Source organism: Pedobacter sp. L105, from assembly GCF_009765875.1.
Classification (GTDB): Bacteria; Bacteroidota; Bacteroidia; order Sphingobacteriales; family Sphingobacteriaceae; genus Pedobacter.
In genome coordinates, this window is the sequence record NZ_LMUP01000009.1 from 215,989 (window position 1) to 235,619 (window position 19,631).

General features: G+C 39.3%; 11 protein-coding genes. 5 read left to right on the forward strand and 6 right to left on the reverse strand.

Going from position 1 to position 19,631, the window contains the following annotated elements:
* Positions 1-73 precede the first annotated feature (73 nt).
* Complete coding sequence (locus GSQ84_RS19285; protein WP_158798946.1) at positions 74-2,965, forward strand: AsmA-like C-terminal region-containing protein; 2,892 nt, start codon at positions 74-76, stop codon at positions 2,963-2,965.
* 86 nt (positions 2,966-3,051) lie between these two features.
* Here the strand turns inward: GSQ84_RS19285 and GSQ84_RS19290 are convergent, their stop codons facing one another.
* Both GSQ84_RS19290 and GSQ84_RS19295 read right to left on the reverse strand, forming a co-directional pair.
* On the reverse strand, positions 3,052-7,896 hold the full coding sequence (locus GSQ84_RS19290; RefSeq protein WP_254070917.1) for a chemotaxis protein CheB: 4,845 nt from the start codon (positions 7,894-7,896) through the stop codon (positions 3,052-3,054).
* On the reverse strand, positions 7,896-9,425 hold the full coding sequence (locus GSQ84_RS19295) for a GAF domain-containing protein (RefSeq protein WP_158798947.1): 1,530 nt from the start codon (positions 9,423-9,425) through the stop codon (positions 7,896-7,898). Before GSQ84_RS19295 ends, GSQ84_RS19290 begins: the two co-directional genes overlap by 1 nt.
* Before the next feature lie 375 nt (positions 9,426-9,800).
* On the opposite strand from GSQ84_RS19295, the gene GSQ84_RS19300 reads away from it, so the two are divergent.
* The 4 genes from GSQ84_RS19300 (at position 9,801) to GSQ84_RS19315 (ending at position 13,970) form a co-directional block, all read left to right on the forward strand.
* Positions 9,801-10,661: a helix-turn-helix domain-containing protein gene (locus GSQ84_RS19300; protein WP_158798949.1), complete on the forward strand. Its 861-nt coding sequence runs from the start codon at positions 9,801-9,803 to the stop codon at positions 10,659-10,661.
* Between the two features lie 96 nt (positions 10,662-10,757).
* The gene (locus GSQ84_RS19305) at positions 10,758-11,552 is read left to right on the forward strand and encodes an alpha/beta hydrolase (RefSeq protein WP_158798951.1); all 795 of its coding nucleotides are present in this window, start codon (positions 10,758-10,760) and stop codon (positions 11,550-11,552) included.
* A gap of 222 nt (positions 11,553-11,774) precedes the next feature.
* Entirely contained in the window at positions 11,775-12,932 is a 1,158-nt protein-coding gene (locus GSQ84_RS19310; protein ID WP_158798953.1) for a zinc-dependent alcohol dehydrogenase, read from the forward strand.
* 402 nt (positions 12,933-13,334) lie between these two features.
* Positions 13,335-13,970 (forward strand): outer membrane beta-barrel protein, encoded by a 636-nt coding sequence (locus GSQ84_RS19315; RefSeq protein WP_158798955.1) that lies wholly within the window; start codon positions 13,335-13,337, stop codon positions 13,968-13,970.
* 447 nt (positions 13,971-14,417) lie between these two features.
* Here GSQ84_RS19315 and GSQ84_RS19320 read toward each other — a convergent pair whose 3' ends face one another.
* From GSQ84_RS19320 to GSQ84_RS19335, 4 genes are all read right to left on the reverse strand, one after another.
* Entirely contained in the window at positions 14,418-15,083 is a 666-nt protein-coding gene (locus GSQ84_RS19320) for an SOS response-associated peptidase (protein WP_158798957.1), read from the reverse strand.
* A gap of 282 nt (positions 15,084-15,365) precedes the next feature.
* Positions 15,366-16,574 carry an ATP-binding protein gene (locus tag GSQ84_RS19325; protein ID WP_158798959.1) on the reverse strand — a complete coding sequence of 403 codons (1,209 nt, stop codon included), beginning with the start codon at positions 16,572-16,574 and terminating at the stop codon, positions 15,366-15,368.
* 849 nt (positions 16,575-17,423) lie between these two features.
* Positions 17,424-18,470, reverse strand: coding sequence for an alpha/beta hydrolase (locus GSQ84_RS19330; protein ID WP_158798961.1), 1,047 nt, complete (start codon positions 18,468-18,470; stop codon positions 17,424-17,426).
* A 254-nt stretch (positions 18,471-18,724) separates the two neighbouring features.
* On the reverse strand, positions 18,725-19,525 hold the full coding sequence (locus GSQ84_RS19335) for an AraC family transcriptional regulator (RefSeq protein WP_158798963.1): 801 nt from the start codon (positions 19,523-19,525) through the stop codon (positions 18,725-18,727).
* Positions 19,526-19,631 lie beyond the last annotated feature (106 nt).

Genomic DNA, 19,631 nt, shown 5'->3' on the forward strand with positions numbered 1-19,631 from the left:
GCGATTTAAAATAGCTGACTTTGAACATTTTTATAAAATAGCTGTTATAAAATCGAAATCATTAGCTCAGTATATGGAAAATATTAAAAAAATAGTATTAAAGACCTTAAAATGGGTGGGTATTTTTATCGTATCTATTCTGTTTCTGATGTTTATTATTCCGCTTCTGTTCCCTGGAACTATTTCTGAGCAGGTAAAAATATTTGCCAATAAACGTCTTGCCGGGAAACTCGATTATAAGAAGACACATCTTACATTTTTCAGGCATTTTCCATCGCTTACCGTATCTGTGGATGAATTATTATTGTTAGGGTCCAAACCCTTTCAGCAGGATACTTTGCTGTCGGCAAAAGAAGTCTCAGCGGGAATCAATCTTAAAAATCTGATTTTTGGTGGTGAAATCAAGATCGATGAAATATACGTAACTGATGCCAATGCAAATGTGTATGTCAATAGTAAAGGGCAGGCGAATTACAATGTTTACATTTCCAGCCCCTCTAAAACTCCAAAAGATACTTCTGGAAAAGGTACCTCCATCAAGCTCGACCTGATCAAATTCCGGAACTGGCATATCAAATATATCGACCATACCGCTAATGTATTAGTGGATGCAAAAGGACTTAATTATACAGGGCAAGGTGGCTTAAGTAAGGATATTTTTGATCTGAAAACCAATCTTGATATTGATAAACTGGATTTTAGCCTGGACAGGATCTATTATGCCCAACAAAAATCCATTCATGCCGACCTGATCACACGGATCAATACCAATGCGCTGACCTTTGTACTTAGAAAAAATGAATTAAAGATCAACGATCTCCCTTTAAAATTCACTGGTTTTGTGAGCATCCTCAAAGATGGATATGATCTTGATATCAAAGCTGCTTCAGAAAAAACTACCATTCGTGATATGATCTCTGTGCTGCCTCCCCAGTATCTGGAGTGGAGCAAGGATACTAAAATAGAGGGTAAAAGCGATCTGTTCTTTAGTTTGAAAGGACAATTTAGTGAACCCAGGAAAGTTAAACCAAATTTTACAGCACGGTTCCTGGTTAAGGATGGTGTGATCTCCAGCAATAAGGCACCGGTGCCGATGAAGAACCTAAACATTGACCTCAACATCGATGCCCCTTCATTAGATCCGGAACAGTTGGGGCTGGATTTGAAAAAACTAAGCTTCGACCTTGGGCCGAAAAACAATTTCCTGGCGGTAGTAAAAACCAAAGGATTAAGCGAAATGACCGTCAATGCCAGTATAAAAGGTGCTGTTAATTTGCAGACAGTAGATGATGCATTGGGTTTAAAAGATATCGATATGAGAGGCCTGATGAATGCCGACGTTAAAGCTAACGGTATTTTCAACATGGATAAAAAGCTATTTCCTAAAACTGATGGTTATCTGAACCTGAAAGACGGCTGGTTAAAAACGAAGTTTTATCCGAACCCGATAACAAACATCAATGTGACAGCCAGCGTCAAAAATACCGACGGTACCTTCAGTAGCCTTGGCGTAACACTTAATCCTTTCAAATTTGATTTTGAAGGAAACCCGGTATTCATCAACGCTGATTTGCAGAATTTCGAAGATATGTTGTATAAAGTTCGTGCGAAAGGGGTTTTAAATGTTGGAAAAATCTATCAGGTTTTTGCCAGAAAAGGGTTGGATGTGAGTGGTTTAGTAACGGCAGATCTTTCTTTGAACGGCCGCGAAAGTTATGCCACTACTGGCCAGTACAGCAAATTGGATAACAAAGGTACGCTGAACCTGAAAAATATAAAGGCAAACACCTCCTACCTGCCAAAGCCATTTTATCTCAAAGAAGGAAACTTCGAGTTTGAGAATGAAAAAATGTGGTTCAGGAAATTTTATGCCACGTATGGAAAATCAGATTTTTCACTAAATGGTTATCTGCTCAATACGATCAACTATTTTATCGAGCGTAAAGGAACCCTTCACGGAGATTTTGGTATGCATTCCAATTATATCCTCGTTGACGAATTTATGGCGTTAAAGAGTGGCGACAATGACGACAAGTCTTTAGCCGTTGAATATGCGAAAGCTGAAAACCCTAAAAGCAGCGGTGTAATCATTGTTCCTAAAAATCTGGATGTATCCCTAAAGGTTGACGCAAAAAAAGTTGGATTTAAAGGACTTAATATCGATCAGTTGCAGGGAACGGCAGCGGTGAAGGGTGGTCAGATCTTTTTGAAGAACACCTCATTTGATATCATTGGCAGCAGGATGAGCATTGATGCCCGTTATCAGGATGAGTCGCCCTTAACTGCCAACTTTGATGTCGCCTTAAAAGTGCTCGACTTTAATGTGCAGCGAGCTTATAAAGAAATCGATATGGTACATAAAATGGCTTCTTCTGCAAAAGACGTAACCGGAATTGTGTCGCTGGATTATAAACTGAAAGGTGATTTTGATGAGAATATGAATCCGATTTATCCTTCTTTAGAAGGGGGAGGTGTAGTTAACCTTCGGGATGTAGCGGTGAAAAATCTCAAAATGCTTTCCGTGATTGGTGATAATGTTGGTGCTGATGCCTTTAATAACCCTGATATGAAAGGGGTAAATATTCATACCCATATCAAAGATAACCTCATTCATATTGATGAATTTAAATTCAAAGTATCGGTTCTCCGGCCGTCTATCAGTGGAACCACAAGTTTTAACGGATTGCTGGATATACTGGTAAAGGTGGGGCTGCCTCCCGCAGGCTGGATCGCTGTTCCGGTTGCAGTAACAGGAACAAGTGACAAGCCGAAGATTAAGTTTTTCAGCAGGACCGGACAAGGAATTGTAACGGCGCTCTATAACAGGAAAATTAATAAGGTGATCAGGGGAGAGAAACGTGATCAAAAAAAATCAGGCGGCGAGCAGCGTAAAGAAGATAAAGCTCAGGAAAAGAAAGCTAAAAACGCTGAAAACCAGGTAACTAAAGACGTTAAGAAAAATTAATACATGGGGGCAATGAATGCCCCCATTTTAATGCTGTCTCTTTATAACAACCATGCGTTACTCACGATAGTAAATGATAAATTGATTTAATTGATCGGAATTTGAAACCAAAACTCTGAGCCTACATTAACTTCACTGTTTACACCTATTTCTCCCTGGTGACGGCGTACAATTTCAGCACTGATATATAATCCCAAACCTAAGCCAGAGAATAAATTAGAGGATTCTTCTACCCTGAAGAAACGGTCGAATATAAATTGTGCTTTATCTTTGGGAATACCAATACCCTGGTCTGTTACAGCTATTCTTACCATATTACCCATGATGCCCTTTGCTGTGATCTTGATTTGTTTTCCATCAGGAGAATATTTCAGCCCGTTTGACATAAAATTTGAGATAACCTGTTCAATTCTGTTTCTATCGGCAGTAATCGTAATATGGTCAATATCCTGCACAATAGTCTGGCCGTTCAAACTGCCCTGGATGCCATCAACTGCCTCACTTATAATTTCTCCGATATCAAATGTTGAATACGTGAAATTCATTTTGCCGGCCTGGATTTTGGTAACGTCCAGCAAATCATCAACCAGTGTTGTCAGTTTTGCAACCTGTTTGTTTGCCTTATCAATAAACCCAAAAATCTGACCAAATTTCTCCTGTTCGGCCATTTTAAGTGCAAATTGGAGATAACCTTTAATCGTGGTAATTGGTGTTTTAAGCTCATGACTGGCAATGCTCATAAACTCATCTTTTTTGTACATGAGTTCTTTTGTGGTGTGCTGGGCAATCATCAGATCGGTAACTTCAAAACCGAAGAATGATACACCGTCAATAACCCCACCAGCAGAATATACAGGATTAATGATAATGTCAAACCAGCTATCTTTTGTTTCACCTGTTTGCAAGTCCTCATGGATTATCTTGTAAGAACTTGCCACAAAAGTTTCTCCTGTAGACATCACCTGCTTTTCAAAACCTTTTAGCTCATCACTGTCTAACTGTGATCCTTTACGCAGCTCGTCCTTTCCTATATAATCTGTGCCACCGTCAAACTGAATAAAAGACTCGTTCACAAATTCGTAGACCAGACGATCACCTCTTTTTATACTAATCAGCGCTGGTGCTTTTTTAAAGATACTGTAAAATTCATCCTGTTGCTTTTTGATCAGCTCCTGTAATTCTGCCCTTCGTTTTTCATTTTCTTTCTGCCGGCTGATATCAATTACATAAGTGACGGCATCAGTTAGATTTTCATCGTCCAAAATGGCTGATCCAACCAACACGTCTACAGGCTTCCCATCTTTTGCCAGGTATTGTTTTTCAAACGGTTCACAGAACCCATGTGTTTTTACCAGGTCTGCACATACCTCGCTTATAGGTCGGAAGGCCTCTGGGGTAAGATCCTTCCAGTTGATATTTCCCTGCTCAAAATCTTCAGTGGTATAACCGAGCATATCTAAAAAGATATGATTGGCTGTTTCTATTTTGCCTGTCTCCATATTGGAGAAGAGCATACCAATTACGTTGGAATCAAAGATCTTCCTGAATTTCCGCTGTGTAGAATTTAACCGGGTTTCGGTGTCAATTAAAACAGAAATATCTATCATAGATCCTACCATTCGGTAAGGGACATCATTTTCGTCGGTTAAAATGGATCCTCTATCCAGGATAGTTACATACTCGCCATCGGCCTTCATTAGCCGGTACTGGGCAGACCATTGGCTTTCACCCTTATTTATCGAATCATAAATCCCTTTTTTTATGGCCTTGCGGTCATCAGGATGGATAATGTTAAAGTAGAATCCTATGTTTTGGTTTTCGGCAGTTTGCTCATAACCATACAGCGTAGTGAAGTTTACACTGCGCCACATTGTATTTTCTGCCATGTTCCAATCCCAGATGGTGTCGTTGGTGGCCTGTGAAACCAGGTTAAAACGGTCTTCACTTTCAGATAAACGCAATGTGCGTTCCCTTACTTTTAATTCCAGTTCTGCATTGAGCGTTTTTAGATTTTCCCTTGTGCCCAGCAGCTCATTATAGTTCCTTTTTAACTTTTCCTCAGAAAGTTTCTGCTTAGTGATATCAGTAATTGTAGCGGCAAATCCATCAGACATTTTTACGGCAACCAGTTCCAGCCAGACATGATCATGTAATTTAAATTCAACCTGCAGCTGACTGCCCTTTTCAACAACATTATTGTATTTCTCCATTAAGTTACCTTCCGTTAGTTCGGGTAGCTTTTCAAGGATCCTGGAGTGTAATAGTTCCTGCTCATCGCGCTTAAGAATTTGGCAGGCAGCCTGATTAAAAGATATACATTCAAAATCTGTGATAAAATGCTGTTTATTTCTGATAGATCTGAATGCCAGTACGCCATTTAAACTGGCATTAAAAACTCCTGAAATGATATTATTGAGTTCTGTGATTTTTGATATGTCCACGAAAGTGATGACCACACCATCTGTCTTTTTATCTTTTCTGATGTAAGGCAATATGCGCATTAAACTACTGGTACCGGTTCTGATCTGCACTTCTTTTTCCAGGACTTTACCACTTCCCAGCACCTCCTGAATGTCGTTATTCAGGTTCTCAGATTTGATATTGTTAGAAATCTGTTCAATAGAACGGCCTATATCTGCCTCTATCAGGTTAACCATACTGATCGCCGCTGCATTAAACTTACGGATGAAAAGTCCGGAATCAATAAAGATCTGACCGATATCGGTACTTCTAAAATAGTTGTCCAGGTCATCGTTCAAATCAACTAACTCCTTGATTTTTAACTGATGTTCGGTATTCAGGGTATGTAATTCTTCATTTAAGGATTGCAGTTCTTCATTACTGGACTGTAATTCCTCATTGGCAGAGAGCATCTCTTCATTGGTAGACTGCAGTTCCTCATTGGTGGTTTCCATTTCCTCTACTGCAAGCTGCAAACTGTTCCTGGTTTCGTTGAGCTCTGCTTCAAGTTCAAATATATACTCATGTTCATTCCCATCATGCAGCTCAACCATTCCACGGTCGTCCTTTTCCGGAATCGTTTCCAATGTACTTTCGCCAAAAAGGATCATGGTAAAACCAACCCCGTTTTCCTGATCGGGAGGTTTAACAGAGATGTTGAGATAAGTTTCTACGTTGTCCTTTTGAAAACGGATCCGCTTTAAATGCGTAGTTTCACCGTTTTTCCAGGAAGTCCTCAAGGCTGTATTCAATACAATTGATACCTCTTTTGGAACCATCTTCAGGATGTTCAACTCAATTTTGTCAGGCGGCAGGTTAAGGTACTTACGGTAATCACCGATAGCATCCTGCATCACATAAGACCTGTCTACATATATACCCGCGTATCCAAGTTCGCCCGTTAAAAAGCTATTGAAACTTTTTTCTATCGGGCTCATCACCAGGTCGGTTATCTGCGGTTTCTTTTTGCTTTTATCAAGTTGCGCTTTGTGGTTGGTATTATAAGTATTGTAAGCTGCATAATTTATTGTCCCCGATTTCTGGTATAGTTTCCATTTGGAGGAGATTTCCCTGAACCCATCTTTAAGCGAGGAAACTGTTTCACTTGAACCCAGGAATAAGTATCCTCCCTGCACCAATGAAAAATGAAAAACAGATAATATCTTTTCCTGCAGAATACTGTTTACATAAATCAGCATATTACGGCAGGTAACGATATCATTTTTGATGAACGGTGGCGACTTGATCACGTCATGTTTGGCAAATACCACCGTTTTTCTCACCTCAGGGATCACTCCGTAAAAGTTTCCATCCTGATTGAAATACTTTTTAAATAATTGAGGAGGGACCTCTTTGATGATGTTAGCATGGTATTGATTTTTGGAAGCTATCTCGATACTTTTTTCATCAATATCGGTTGCAAATATTTTCACATCAATGTGCTTGCCGGATTTATTTACTGCATCGCAAGCCAGAACGGCGATGCTATAGGCTTCCTGCCCTGTGCTGCATGCACATACCCAAATCTTTAAGGTGTCTCCGTGATTTTTGCCGTTTATCACCTGGCGAAGCTGTTCATTGAAAACATCAAACGCGGCGGTGTCACGAAAAAATTTGGTTACCCCAATCAGGAAATCCTGACCAAGGATAGATACCTCTTTTTCATTTTCTTTCAGAAAATCAACATATTCATCCAATGTTTTGATTTCATTTTCATTCATTCTCCTTCCAATCCTGCGGATAATAGTAGGGGTTTTATAAAGATTAAAATCATTGCCGCTCAGCTGATGTACCAGGGTAAAAATTTCATCTAGCAATTCTTCATTGATATTTCCGTTTTCCAATACTTTTACGGGCTCTTCATTTACATAATTGAAAAGTTCCTTGTGCATGTCTGGAGGCGATAGAATAAAGTCTGCATTACCAGATGCAATTGCACTGTTAGGCATTCCGTCAAACTTCGCGGTAGAAGGTTCCTGTACGATAACCATTCCGCCGCACTCTTTTATAGCCTGTATACCCCTTGTTCCGTCCGATCCGGTTCCCGAAAGTATGATAGCAATTGCTTTTTCTTTTTTGTCTTTTGCAAGGGTATACAGAAAATGGTCAATTGCTGTATTCGGGGCTTTCACTAATGACTTTTCAGTAAGTTTAAGCCTGCCACGGCTCACTGTCATTAATTTATTATTCGGTATGATATAAACGCAATCCTGTTGTATGGCCATATCATCGGCCGCTTCAAACACCTTCATATGTGTATGTTTGGCCACCAGCTCAACCAACAGACTTTTATAATCGGAAGACAAATGCTGGATCACCACAAAAGAAAAACTGGTGTTAGACGGCATATTGTCAAAGAAGGTATGAATTGATTCAAGTCCGCCTGCAGAAGCTCCAATAGCCACTATATATTTGTCGTATCGTTTTGTAGTATATTTAGTATTGCGCTCGGTCATTTTATGATTTTGCATTAATTAAATTGTTGGTCGGCACTATACTGAAAAAGAAAATTTCTCAGTGATTCTGCCATTTCCATTTCTGTATCATTCCAGATTTCGGCCTGTCCATATACTGTCTGCATCCAGATTTTAAAAGAATTGCGCGGGTGGTAACTCAACTTATCTTTTTCAAAATTGATTGCCTGATTAGGGTCACCTCCCCATTTAATGCTTTTCACCTTTTCCGGTCTGAAACAAATAATCAGATCGCCTTTAGTTCTATTTAATGGGATAATCAGTATACCGCTACCCATATCTGTATAGCTTTTGCCTTCCTCATAAATTTCTCCCAATTCATGGGTTGCAAAAGTATTTCCCAAAGCTTTCCCGTCTGCCCACAGCAGTAAATTCTCAATATCTTCTTTTAGGGGTACGGTGCCCAGTGTAGTAACTTTACCATTCAAACACACAGCGCACCCATCACAGTTAAACAACTTTAGCAGTATTTGGTTTTCATCTTCCAGCAAACCTTTTAGAATATCTCCTTTTGAGAATATGTTTTCAGTTAAGGAAGCCTTTAGCTTTAGCTTCTCTGCCGATATGGCCAGTTGCTCTTGTTTGAGGATGGATGATATCCTGTAAGAGATTTCCATACTAAGCCATTCAAATATAAACCTGCTCTCGGTACTCATATACTTGGGCTTGATGTGATGGCAGGATATAAGCCCCCAGAGCGCACCCTCTACCATTACCCTGATTGACATCGATGCGGTAACGTTCATATTGGCCATATATTCCAGGTGCACACGTGCTACACTTCTAAGGTTACAATCCGATAGATCAAGGAAACCATTGGTAATGCTGTTGATAACCGGAAAAAGTTTGTAAGCTTTATACTCTCTGTTTGGGATTAAGCGGAAGGGATTTTTTATATATAGTGCCCTGGCCTGTTTAGGCACGTCTGAGGCCGGAAAAGTATTACCCAGGTAACTTTCCAGATCTCCCTGAATCTCTTCGGCGATGACGGTGCCGTTCCAGTCACGATCAAAACGGTACATCCTGATTCCGTCAAATCCGGTGATACGACGTATTTCGTGGATGCTGGCCTGGCAGATTTGCTGTAAATCGCTGGTGTTTTCAAGGGTGGAAATAAATGATCTGACCTCCTGAAAAGCAGATGAAAAACTACGCTCGGGCTCCTGGTCATCTACTTCAATTTCCATGATCACCATGTCGTTTTTCACATGGCATAATACATTTACTGGAACTTGAATTTGTTCATTAATAAAGTTAAAGCTAAATGGCACCCTGTTTCTGGGCCCCTTGGCAGTTTCGGTCCTGAGGGATTTCAAATCTTCAGCTGTCATAAAATCAGAAAGACTGGCGCCTATCAGCTCGGAGATATGCTTTGAACATAACTTGTCGAGGTTTTCACTTCCTTGAACAATTTCAAAGTTTTCAATGTCTATCACCAGTAAAAAACCGTAATCCTGAATAGAGTTGGTTTGATGTATAGCAAGGTTACCGCAGAATGCGGCATCATAATTTTGATTTTCAGCCATTTTTATTTTTCAAATGCAATCGGGATGGATTGATGTTACCAGGGGTAACACTATTCCTTTCATCATGTTTTGTAATTACGGTAAAACATGGGCCCAGATGGGCTAAAATATAAAATTCACTGGAAAAAACAATCAGCAAAGGGCTGAAACAGTAGGTGATGCTGGAAATTACAGGCCTTAACTATAGCTGTAAAGGTATTGTGACATCATGATGATGCGATTTTTTGATTACTTACCGCCCTGATATATTCACCTTTTTGCAATGTACATCACCTCATTGGTTCATGAACAATTAAAAACTTACGGTCAATACCTCAAAACAATAGACACTGAACTGACCATATATAAAATCCGCTGCCTTAACTTTATGGTGTTATGAAATTAACTCTTACTGATCCTAAAACTGGCGGCGATCTATTACTTTTAAGTGAACAGCAAAGTTTCGACAGGCTTTTTTACTCTCGGGATAAAGACAAAAAATACTTTACTATCGCCTGGAATAAGGGTGATCAGCAGCGTATCACAATCGATGGTGTTTTACATGATTTTATGCCCAACACACTGATACCGCTGATGTTTGATCAATCGTTTTCCTTTGAGCGCCCTTTTGACATTATTGCGTGGCAGTTTAACCGGGAGTTTTATTGTATCATTGACCATGATGCTGAAGTAAGCTGCGTAGGTTTTTTATTTTGTATGGGAGATGAGTTATTCATTAAGCTTGATGAACCTGCTCAGTACAAACTGAACTTATTGCTAAATGTGTTCATAGAAGAATTGAATACCCAGGACAGCATTCAAAGCGAAATGCTAACCATTCTCTTAAAGCGTTTAATCATATTCATCACCCGGCTGGCAATGAGTAAGTTTGCGCCAGACGTAAAGTTGCATGACCAGCGGCTGGATATATTCCGTAAATTCAATTTACTGGTTGAGGGAAATTTCCGGACCGAACATACCGTAAATTATTATGCCGGAATAATGAATAAGTCGCCAAAAACCCTGTCCAATATTTTTGCCCTTTATTACCAGCGAACTCCCCAGCAGGTGATCCGTGAAAGAATTATTACCGAAGCGAAGCGGCTGTTATATTATACCAGTAAATCCGTTAAACAAATCACCTATGAACTTGGATTTGAAGACCCTGCCTATTTTGCTAAATTTTTTAAAAAGCACACCTCATTTGCACCTTTAGAATTTAGAAACAACCTGCTAACGGTAGAAGTCGGGAAATAATTACAAGTTATCGGGAAGTTACACCGTTCTTTGCGTCCATTTTCTGGGTCATCTTTGTGCTGTTGATTCAAACATTAAAGATCAACACCCACGAAAATGAAAAATACACTTCTAAAAAACAAATTAAAAAGCGGGTTCATCATCGCCATAACCGCTTTATCGACAACTTTCGGTTTCTCTATACAGGCCAGCGCACAGGCAGTGAAGAACATTGTAGTAGTACACGGCGCTTTTGCAGATGGCTCTGGATTTAAAAAAGTATTTGATATCCTTACAAAAAAAGGGTACAATGTTTCAATTGTTCAAAATCCTCTTACTTCCCTAAAGGATGATGTTGACGCTACTAACAGGATAGTTGATCAACAAAACGGGCCGGTAATTCTTGTTGGCCATTCATGGGGCGGGGCGGTAATCACCGAAGCTGGTGTAAACCAAAAAGTGGTAGGTTTGGTTTACGTTGCGGCATTTGCACCAGACAATGGACAGACCGCAGGCCAATTGATTTCTGCACTGCCGCCAGCACCCGAAAACGGAATCTTGCCTCCGGATGAAAAAGGTATTGTCTATTATGATAAGGCTAAATTTCACGCTGGTTTTGCGGCTGATCTATCTAAAGCCGATGCTGATTTTATGGCAGCCTCCCAGGGGCCAATATTTGTTCAGTGTTTTACCGCTCCAATTACGGAAGCCGCATGGAAAAATAAACCAAGTTATGGTATAGTAGCTACAGAAGACAAAGCTATTAATCCTGAAATTGAGCGGAACATGTATAAACACGCCGGTGCAAAAATAACCGAAATAAAAGGCAGCCATGCCGTATTTATTTCCCATCCGGATGAAGTTGCCAAAGTGATTATCGAGGCTGCTGAAAATGCCTCAAAAGCTAAATAAATTTCTGTATTCCATATTTATGCCCATGCAAGCCTCAAAGAATGGAGGTTTGCATTTTTTTATATAGGGTTAGCATGTGTTTTCTTGACTATATAAATAAATGCAAACAAATCGGATGTACAATTGGTAACGTTGTCAGGGTTATACGATACGTTTAAAATAAGATAAACATTCATCCCTATGTTTTGTTGACTGCTATTATTCATCTAAAACCTATTGAAAATGAAAGCAGCAGTATTCCACAAACCAGGCGATATCAGTTATACAACTGTTCCAGATCCCCGTATTGAACTGGCAACAGACATTATTTTAAAAGTAACCTCAACAGCAATCTGCGGATCAGACCTTCATATTCTTAGCGGGGCAGTGCCTCAAAGTACCGATATGGTAATGGGACATGAATTTATGGGGATTGTTGAAGAAGTGGGTGCCGAAGTAAAGAATTTAAAAAAAGGCGACCGGGTTATTGTGCCATTCCCCATTGCCTGTGGTTCATGTTTTTTCTGTAACCACGGTGCTTCGCCGAGTTGTGAAAACTCCAATTACAAACATTATGGCCCTAATGGCGATATGATGGATCAAAAAGGGGCAGCCTTATTTGGTTACACAGACCTTTACGGAGGTTATTCTGGCGGACAGGCAGAGTATGTTCGTGTTCCATATGCTGATGTAAGCCCCAGGGTTATTCCTGATAATATCACAGATGAACAAGCATTGTTCCTCACTGATATTTTTCCTACCGGCTGGTCGGGAGTAGACTGGGCACAGCTTAAAGGCGGTGAGGTGGTTGCCATTTTTGGTTCCGGTCCTGTTGGTTTAATGGCCCAGAAGGCTGCGTGGTTACATGGTGCAAGCCGCGTTATTGCTATAGACCCACTAGATTACCGTTTGGAAAAAGCAAAAGCCGTAAATAATGTGGATACTTTGAACCCGCATAAGGTAGATGTGATAGCCGCCATCCGTGAAATGACAGCTGGCCGTGGTGCAGATGTATGCATAGATGCAGTGGGTTTTGAACCCGAAAGAACTTTTCTGGATAAAGTAAAAGCAACTGTTAACTTTGAAAAAGGCAGTATTAAAGTACTTGAAATGTGTTTTGAAGCGGTTCGCAGAAGCGGTACAGTTTCTATTTTGGGTGTATATGGTAGTCCATATGACAACTTCCCCTTATTCCGGATATTTGACAAAGGGTTAACCATTAAGCAGGGGCAGGCCCCGGTGCTTAACCATATTGATAAACTGATTCAGTTGGTAAAAGAAGAAAAGGTAGTTTTAGATGATATTATTACCCATACCATGCCACTAAGTGAGGTATCCAAAGCCTACAAGATTTTCGATGAAAAAGAAGATGATTGTGTAAAGGTTGTTTTAAAACCTTAACCTGATAAACTTTTTGTCGATAGTAAAATCTACTATACTGGTTGAATGGATTTGCCTGATTGGCAGATCCATTCAATCAGTATGTATGAAACTGCTCATTGCAAAACAGCACAAAGTCCCTTTATCTTCTATTTTGCATAACAATGCGTTTTAACATGCAGATATGTTTTTTAAGGCTTTGCACGGTTAATTTACCTGGTTTTATGGGATGTAACTCAAAGTTACCTTAGTACGTTTTATTTGCAAGAGGTGATTCGCTTTTTGAAAGGCTGTAGGCATGGGTAATTAACCTCGTATTCAGGATCAATCTGCGCTGCAATCCAGTATGATGAATTCTTAATTTTTAATTGTGACACTGTAATTGTACGATGTACCAGGAATTGCAGCTAATTTTAGCGGCTAATGACTATATCCAAAGTAATTTTTTTTATTGTACTGATCTGTTTAGGTGTATCTACATCTATTGCGCACGCACAAAGTAATGATGACCCGACAGCCCGCAAATTGTACCTGGATTTTGGTGGTTCTATAGGTATATTTATTCCCTATGATCATGACAAAGGTCAAAAGGCCTTGATGGGGTCTAATGCTATGACTTCCTTACAGCTTAACTATCACCAGGACTATTTTGCCGAACTTCAATTTGGACAAACAACGGTAAATTTTAAATCACAGAGTAACTTTGGTGCTATAAATTCGGCGGTTGACGCAAAGGCCAACAGCACAAATCTGGGTTTAAATTTTGGTTACCAGCGTAGTTTTGGTCACTGGCAGCCATTTGTTTTGGCTGGTGCCGGAGCTTCTTTTATAGATGTACCTGCTGCATCACTTGACAGAGAAACTAATACGGTTAATTACACCACATTCTCGGGCACGTACTTATACGTCAATGCAGGTGGGGGTATGAACTATAAAGTTTCTAAATCGTTTATAATTTACCTTGAAATGCAGGGGTCAACAATACCACATCTACCCAATAAATCAAGTACGCACCTCAGTGGCATCAGCGCAATGATTGGGATTAAAGCGCCTTTATAAATAACCAATAAAACGGAATGGCAAAAATGTTGGATCTACCGGCCTAAAATAATTAAGGTAGCTCTTGATAATGAATTAATCATCCAGATCTTTTGAACTCGGAAGGTTGTACTTCAGAGGCAAGTGTTGCTGAAAATCTTGTATGTGCATTAATAAAATTAGGATATTGGATTGTGTTATTAATCTAAATTATTTGAAATAAAAAGTGACTGGTTAGTATTAGGAAAAATTTGGCGTTAAATTATCAAAAAAACGATACTTCCACAATAATTACTTCTTGTGATTTATTCGAATATTTGACAGCAATACTCCTGAATATTTGCGGATTTGCATTTTAAATCAATTATATTAACGGTCGTTTTTTAAGACATAATGGGGGTGTTATTTTTCAATCCGTTTTTTGTGATATTTATGTCTCAAAAAATCGTCTTTTTAATCTATGTTTCACTATCTTCGGTTAATTTTATTCTTTGTAGTTGCATTTACAGCTGTGGAAACCTTGAAACTTACCATATCTTCATCAGGATAAGGGTTACATAAAGTGAGCAACTCAGTTACGCTGAGATCCTTACTTAGCCACATTTGCTCTTCATGTTTATCCAATATAACCGGCATTCTAAATTTTGGATCATGAACTTTTCCCACCGTTTGGTTGGCAACTGTAGTCATAATTGTAAATGAGCGGTAAACCTCTTCGCTAAATTTATGTTTCCACTGGCTCCACAAACCTGCAAAGGCAAAGAGTTCCCTGCTTTTTAATTCGAAACGGTATGGTAAAAGTCTATCGGTTTCTTTTTTGTCCCATTCGTAAAAACCATCGGCAAGCACCAAGCAGGTTTTATGATGGGTAAGCAGAGGGGCATATGTTTTTGTGGTTAATGCTCCTTCACTTCTTGCATTAAGCGTAGAAAAATCAAGTTTTATATTTTCTGCCCAATAGGGCACCAGGCCAAAGTGCATTTTCTGTGCAAGGTTGTGTTTATCAGCAGTAATTACTAACCCTTCCTGTGTGGGTGACAGATTATAGTTCGGCTCAAAAGGAGAAGGTAACTTAACCTGGTACGCTTTCAGTAAATCCTTTTCTTTCTTGGCTAGGGTGTAACGTGCGCACACATTTTTCGGATTAACTGATGAGCAGTAAGTAACCAGGGACTAAATTATTTGTTGCAATCCATGTGCCATACGTGGTTTTATAACTTTAAGAGGTATGAATTGTTTGGATAGACATTTTTCAAATACTTGCCTTAACATACAGGTATCTTAATACTGTTAAAGATTTCTTTATTAATATGAGTTGCAGCACTATGACTTATAATTTATCCTAAAGAGGTTATTTTGAGGCGTACAATACTGAGCGATCTTCGTAGGCATTAGTAGGCAGATATAACATTGCTTCTATTTCAGTAAGTATTCATAGGCAGGAATGACATGAATGATCTTTCCGTTTTTTTCGAAAAGATCTTTTTGCGATATAGTGATTAAGGTTCCTTCATCCATATTAAATAATTCCAGAGCTTCAATCATACCATTAAGTTCTCTATCTAGATTATCTGAATTCAATTCATAACATACCTGGATGGCTTGATGAAATGCCCCATTTTTAAATGCGATAAAGTCACATTCTCCTTTTTCTGAAAAATAATAGATCTCTTTATAAGATCGGCGAAGATGCAAAAAAATTAGATTTTCGAATTTACGCCCATTGTCCTCAGTAAAAGAACCTGAATTGACATTGACCAGACCTGTATCAATTGCATATACTTTTCTGGGGTTTGCTATCTGTTTTTTTAGAGAATAACTAAACTTGGGAACAAAATGCAATAAATAAGAATATTCCATATGTGATAAATATTCCAATACAGTGCTGGTGGCACCTACTTCAAAAATCTTTTTAAGATTATTGCCAGATACAGGCTTTCCTACATTTGAGATTAGATATTGAGCCAAACGCTGTAAAGTTCTCACGTCTTTGATACTGTACCGAATCGCAATGTCACGGATCAATATATCTTCAAATAGATGGTTTAGAATGTCATCGGTCTTTTCTTTAATATATTCTGGAAAGCCTCCTATTGTTAGATAGTTAATTAGTGATTCAGCGGATGGGGATAATTTTTGGTAAGAGATGAACTCGTGATAGGAGAACGGAAATAATTCTTTAGTAATGTGCCTTCCTGTAAGCTTTGTTCCTAATTCCCTGCTCAATAATGAAGCATTTGAGCCAGTAACAACTATCTTAAATCCTTCATCTAATTTTTGCCGAACATACCTTTCCCATTCTGGTATAATTTGGATTTCATCAAACATTAACACGGAGAGGTTTTGTTCCCGGATCAACACATCTAACCTAAGGAAATCCTTGTTTTCAAATTCATATAATCGGGGGTCTTCAAAATTGAGGTATAGTGCATCAGGATATTTGCTGCTTAGTAATTGAAATAATAAAGTGCTTTTTCCGCATCTTCTTATTCCCGATACAATGAGGGCATGTGAAGCTAAATTAGGTAATAATTTCAACGCATCTCTTTTTAGCCCTTTGTCCTTATTTGCTATATTTTGGCTTTGTGCCTGAATAATTTGACTGAGAATATTCTGAGGTATCATAAGTTAGTGTTTGATACGAAAATACAATAGTTTTGTTTACTAAACAAAACTATTGTATTTTTAGGTCACTCTCTTTCTATATTTTGTCGTTGAAGATAACTACTGCATCAAAGAGGCTTTTGTGTATAAAATTGAAATACAGCTTATTATAGTCAAATCATTTATAAAGCGGTTCGATCTTAATGCGGCTGGGGGTACTATCTTCAACTAGATTATCTGATCATTGCAGGGAAAAATATCCCGCTTTGGATATATCTAGTTATCAGCTGCATTTATTTATTCAGCGGATGGTCGATCCATGCAAAATTGCGTAAAGACGAAGGTTTGATTTAGCTTCTTATTTGATCCATTGATCTGAATTCTTATCTGGCTTTTGTAGTGTTAATTGTTAGTGTTGATCAGGTTATCATCTACTAAAATGGGATCTTTAAGATCTGTAATTGCATGAAAGTGTATTTTGTTTATTTATTTGAAATACAGATTGGTATCGTCAAATATTTCATGAAGCGGTTCGATTTTAATGCGGCTGGAGGGTATACAACAGCTCTTCAGGAAATCCAGATTAGTTATAGATGAAATTGCAAGTTACTATATTCCCGAAATGAATGAAGCAAATGGCTTATATAAACGTGAAATACACTGGTATAGTAGGTAGCTGGATATTCTGGCCAAGCATCGTCCGGAATATCCAGGACTGGCGGCTGGAAGCGAGTTGCGGTTCATCTCAAAAATGAAGAGTTGTTAATAGAATAAAGTCCAATATATTGGGTGCCCGGAAATGACAGTTGCCTTTACGGGCTTTTCCAGTAGCCTTCATAAAATTTAATTTGTCGTTTATTTCCGCAGGTGTTATTGGAGGGAATTTTTTAATTCTGCTGAAGCCTGAGCTATGGCTGCCCGGGCAGCAGGGATCTGGCTGAAAGGATTCAGGAGCGCCCAGTCATGTACCATTCCATTATAGCGGGTACAGACAGTCCTTACACCCGCCTGATCCAATCTGCGAGCATAAGCCTCGCCTTCATCACGCAGTACATCGTTTTCAGCGGTTAAAACTATGGCCGGAGGTAGGCCTTTTAGTTGCTTTAATGTAGCCTGTAAAGGTGATGCGTAAATGTCATTGCGCTTTGCGGCATCCGGCAGATAATTTTCCCAAAACCAAATCATCACATTTTTTGTCAAGATTGGGTTTAAAGCAAACTGCTGATAAGAACCAGTGTCAAAATTTGCATCAGTTATGGGCCATAATAATAGCTGCAACTTAATTTTAGGGCCTCTTTTATCTTTTGCCATTATTGCAACAACGGCAGCCATATTACCTCCCGAACTATTACCCGCTACAGCGATTCGTTTACCATCAAGGCCGATTTCTTTGCCGTGTTCAGCAACCCATTTGGTGGCAGCGTAGGCCTGATTAATGGCTGTGGGATATTTTGCCTCTGGTGTCAGCGCATAATTGACGAATACAGCCGCTGTTCCGGAAGAAATCACGAGGTCTCGGATCAGCCGCTGATTCGTTGCGAAATCCCCCAGCATCCAACCTCCACCATGAAAGTACACAAAACAGGGAAGGGGATCATTAGTGCCCGCTGGTTTCACAATGGTTAGTAAGATCATTTGGCCATCGGCAGGAATTCTTACTTCCGTTATAACAACCCCTGAAAGATTAACTTTTACAGAATTTTGTGCACCGGCCAGCACAGCCTGTGCCTCTGCTGGAGTCATTTGCTCCATAGGTTTCCCTGGACCGGATTTTGAGGCCTCTGCTAAAAATGCGCTGATATTACTTTCGATGTGACTGGTTTGTACTTGTTCAACCTGCTGAGCCAAAGCAGTACCGTTAAAGATAATACTGCAAATTAATGCCGAGCAAGCTTTGATTTTTAAGGACCTTTTCATATCAATCATTTTTACAAATTTTGAGGGAATTCAGATCTAGCCGGCTAAGCTGCTGTGCAAAAGAAGATGGTAAAATTAGACCTACAGATTACAAGTGTAAATTCGATATTCACAAATTAACCAACCATTTTTAACAATTGCACAGGGATGTCATCCATAGCCTGGTGATCTTCACTGTCGGATACAAAGGTCGGAAGCACCCATAAATCAGCAGCTATAAAAAAGAATCTTATAAATACAAAAATCAATCTTTATTACGATTGACGAAATCGATTGGGTGCTATTCCACAACGACATCTAAAAAATGCAGAAAAATGGTTAGGTTCTTCAAAGCCGAGGCATCCAGCAATCTCCGCTATGGTCCAAGTGGTGCCTTTAAGAATTAGTTTTGCTTCCTGAATGATACGGTCATTTATCAGCTGCATTGTCGTTAAACCCGTCATTTTTTTTAATGTTTTATTCAGATGATTAATATGTACATGTAAAGATTCAGCGAAATCAGCTGCTGTGCGGAGCCGGATTGAACGACGGTTGAGTTCGATGGGAAACTGCTGTTCCAATTGATCTTTGAATAATCGGACCAGCCTTTCTGCTGCTTTAGTTTTATTAGATGATTGCAACTTCACCGGCTGCAGCTTTTGGGCTGCATGTACAACCTCCATAACGAGACTTCGTAAAAGGTCATATTTAAATTCATAGCTGCCATGCAATTCACTGTAAATTTTTTCGAAATAAGCACGAAATACTTTCTCCTGTTCACTGTTAAGCAGCAGAATGCCATTGGCTGCATTGCGAAAAACGGGGAATTCTGTAATTGTACCATAATGAGTGAAGAAAGCTTCGGTAAAAATACAGACAAAACCTGTTTGTCTAGCACCTGTCTTTTCCCACATGAAAGGGATTATTGGATTGGTAAAGGCTAAAACCGTACCGCTAGCAATCACGCTGTGGTCTGCATAATGCACCTTGCCTTCGGCCTTTACCAGGCTTATTTTAAAAAAATCGCGGCGGCTATAGCTTACTGGCTTTTCTTCAGGCCCTATGAGGTCTTCCATGCGGAATACATTAAAGTGGCCTACATCGGGTTGTGAAAGATCAGCCTCCTGGTGATATGTCTGATAAAACGTCTTAAGCTTTGTTACCGATGGCATACTGTAAATA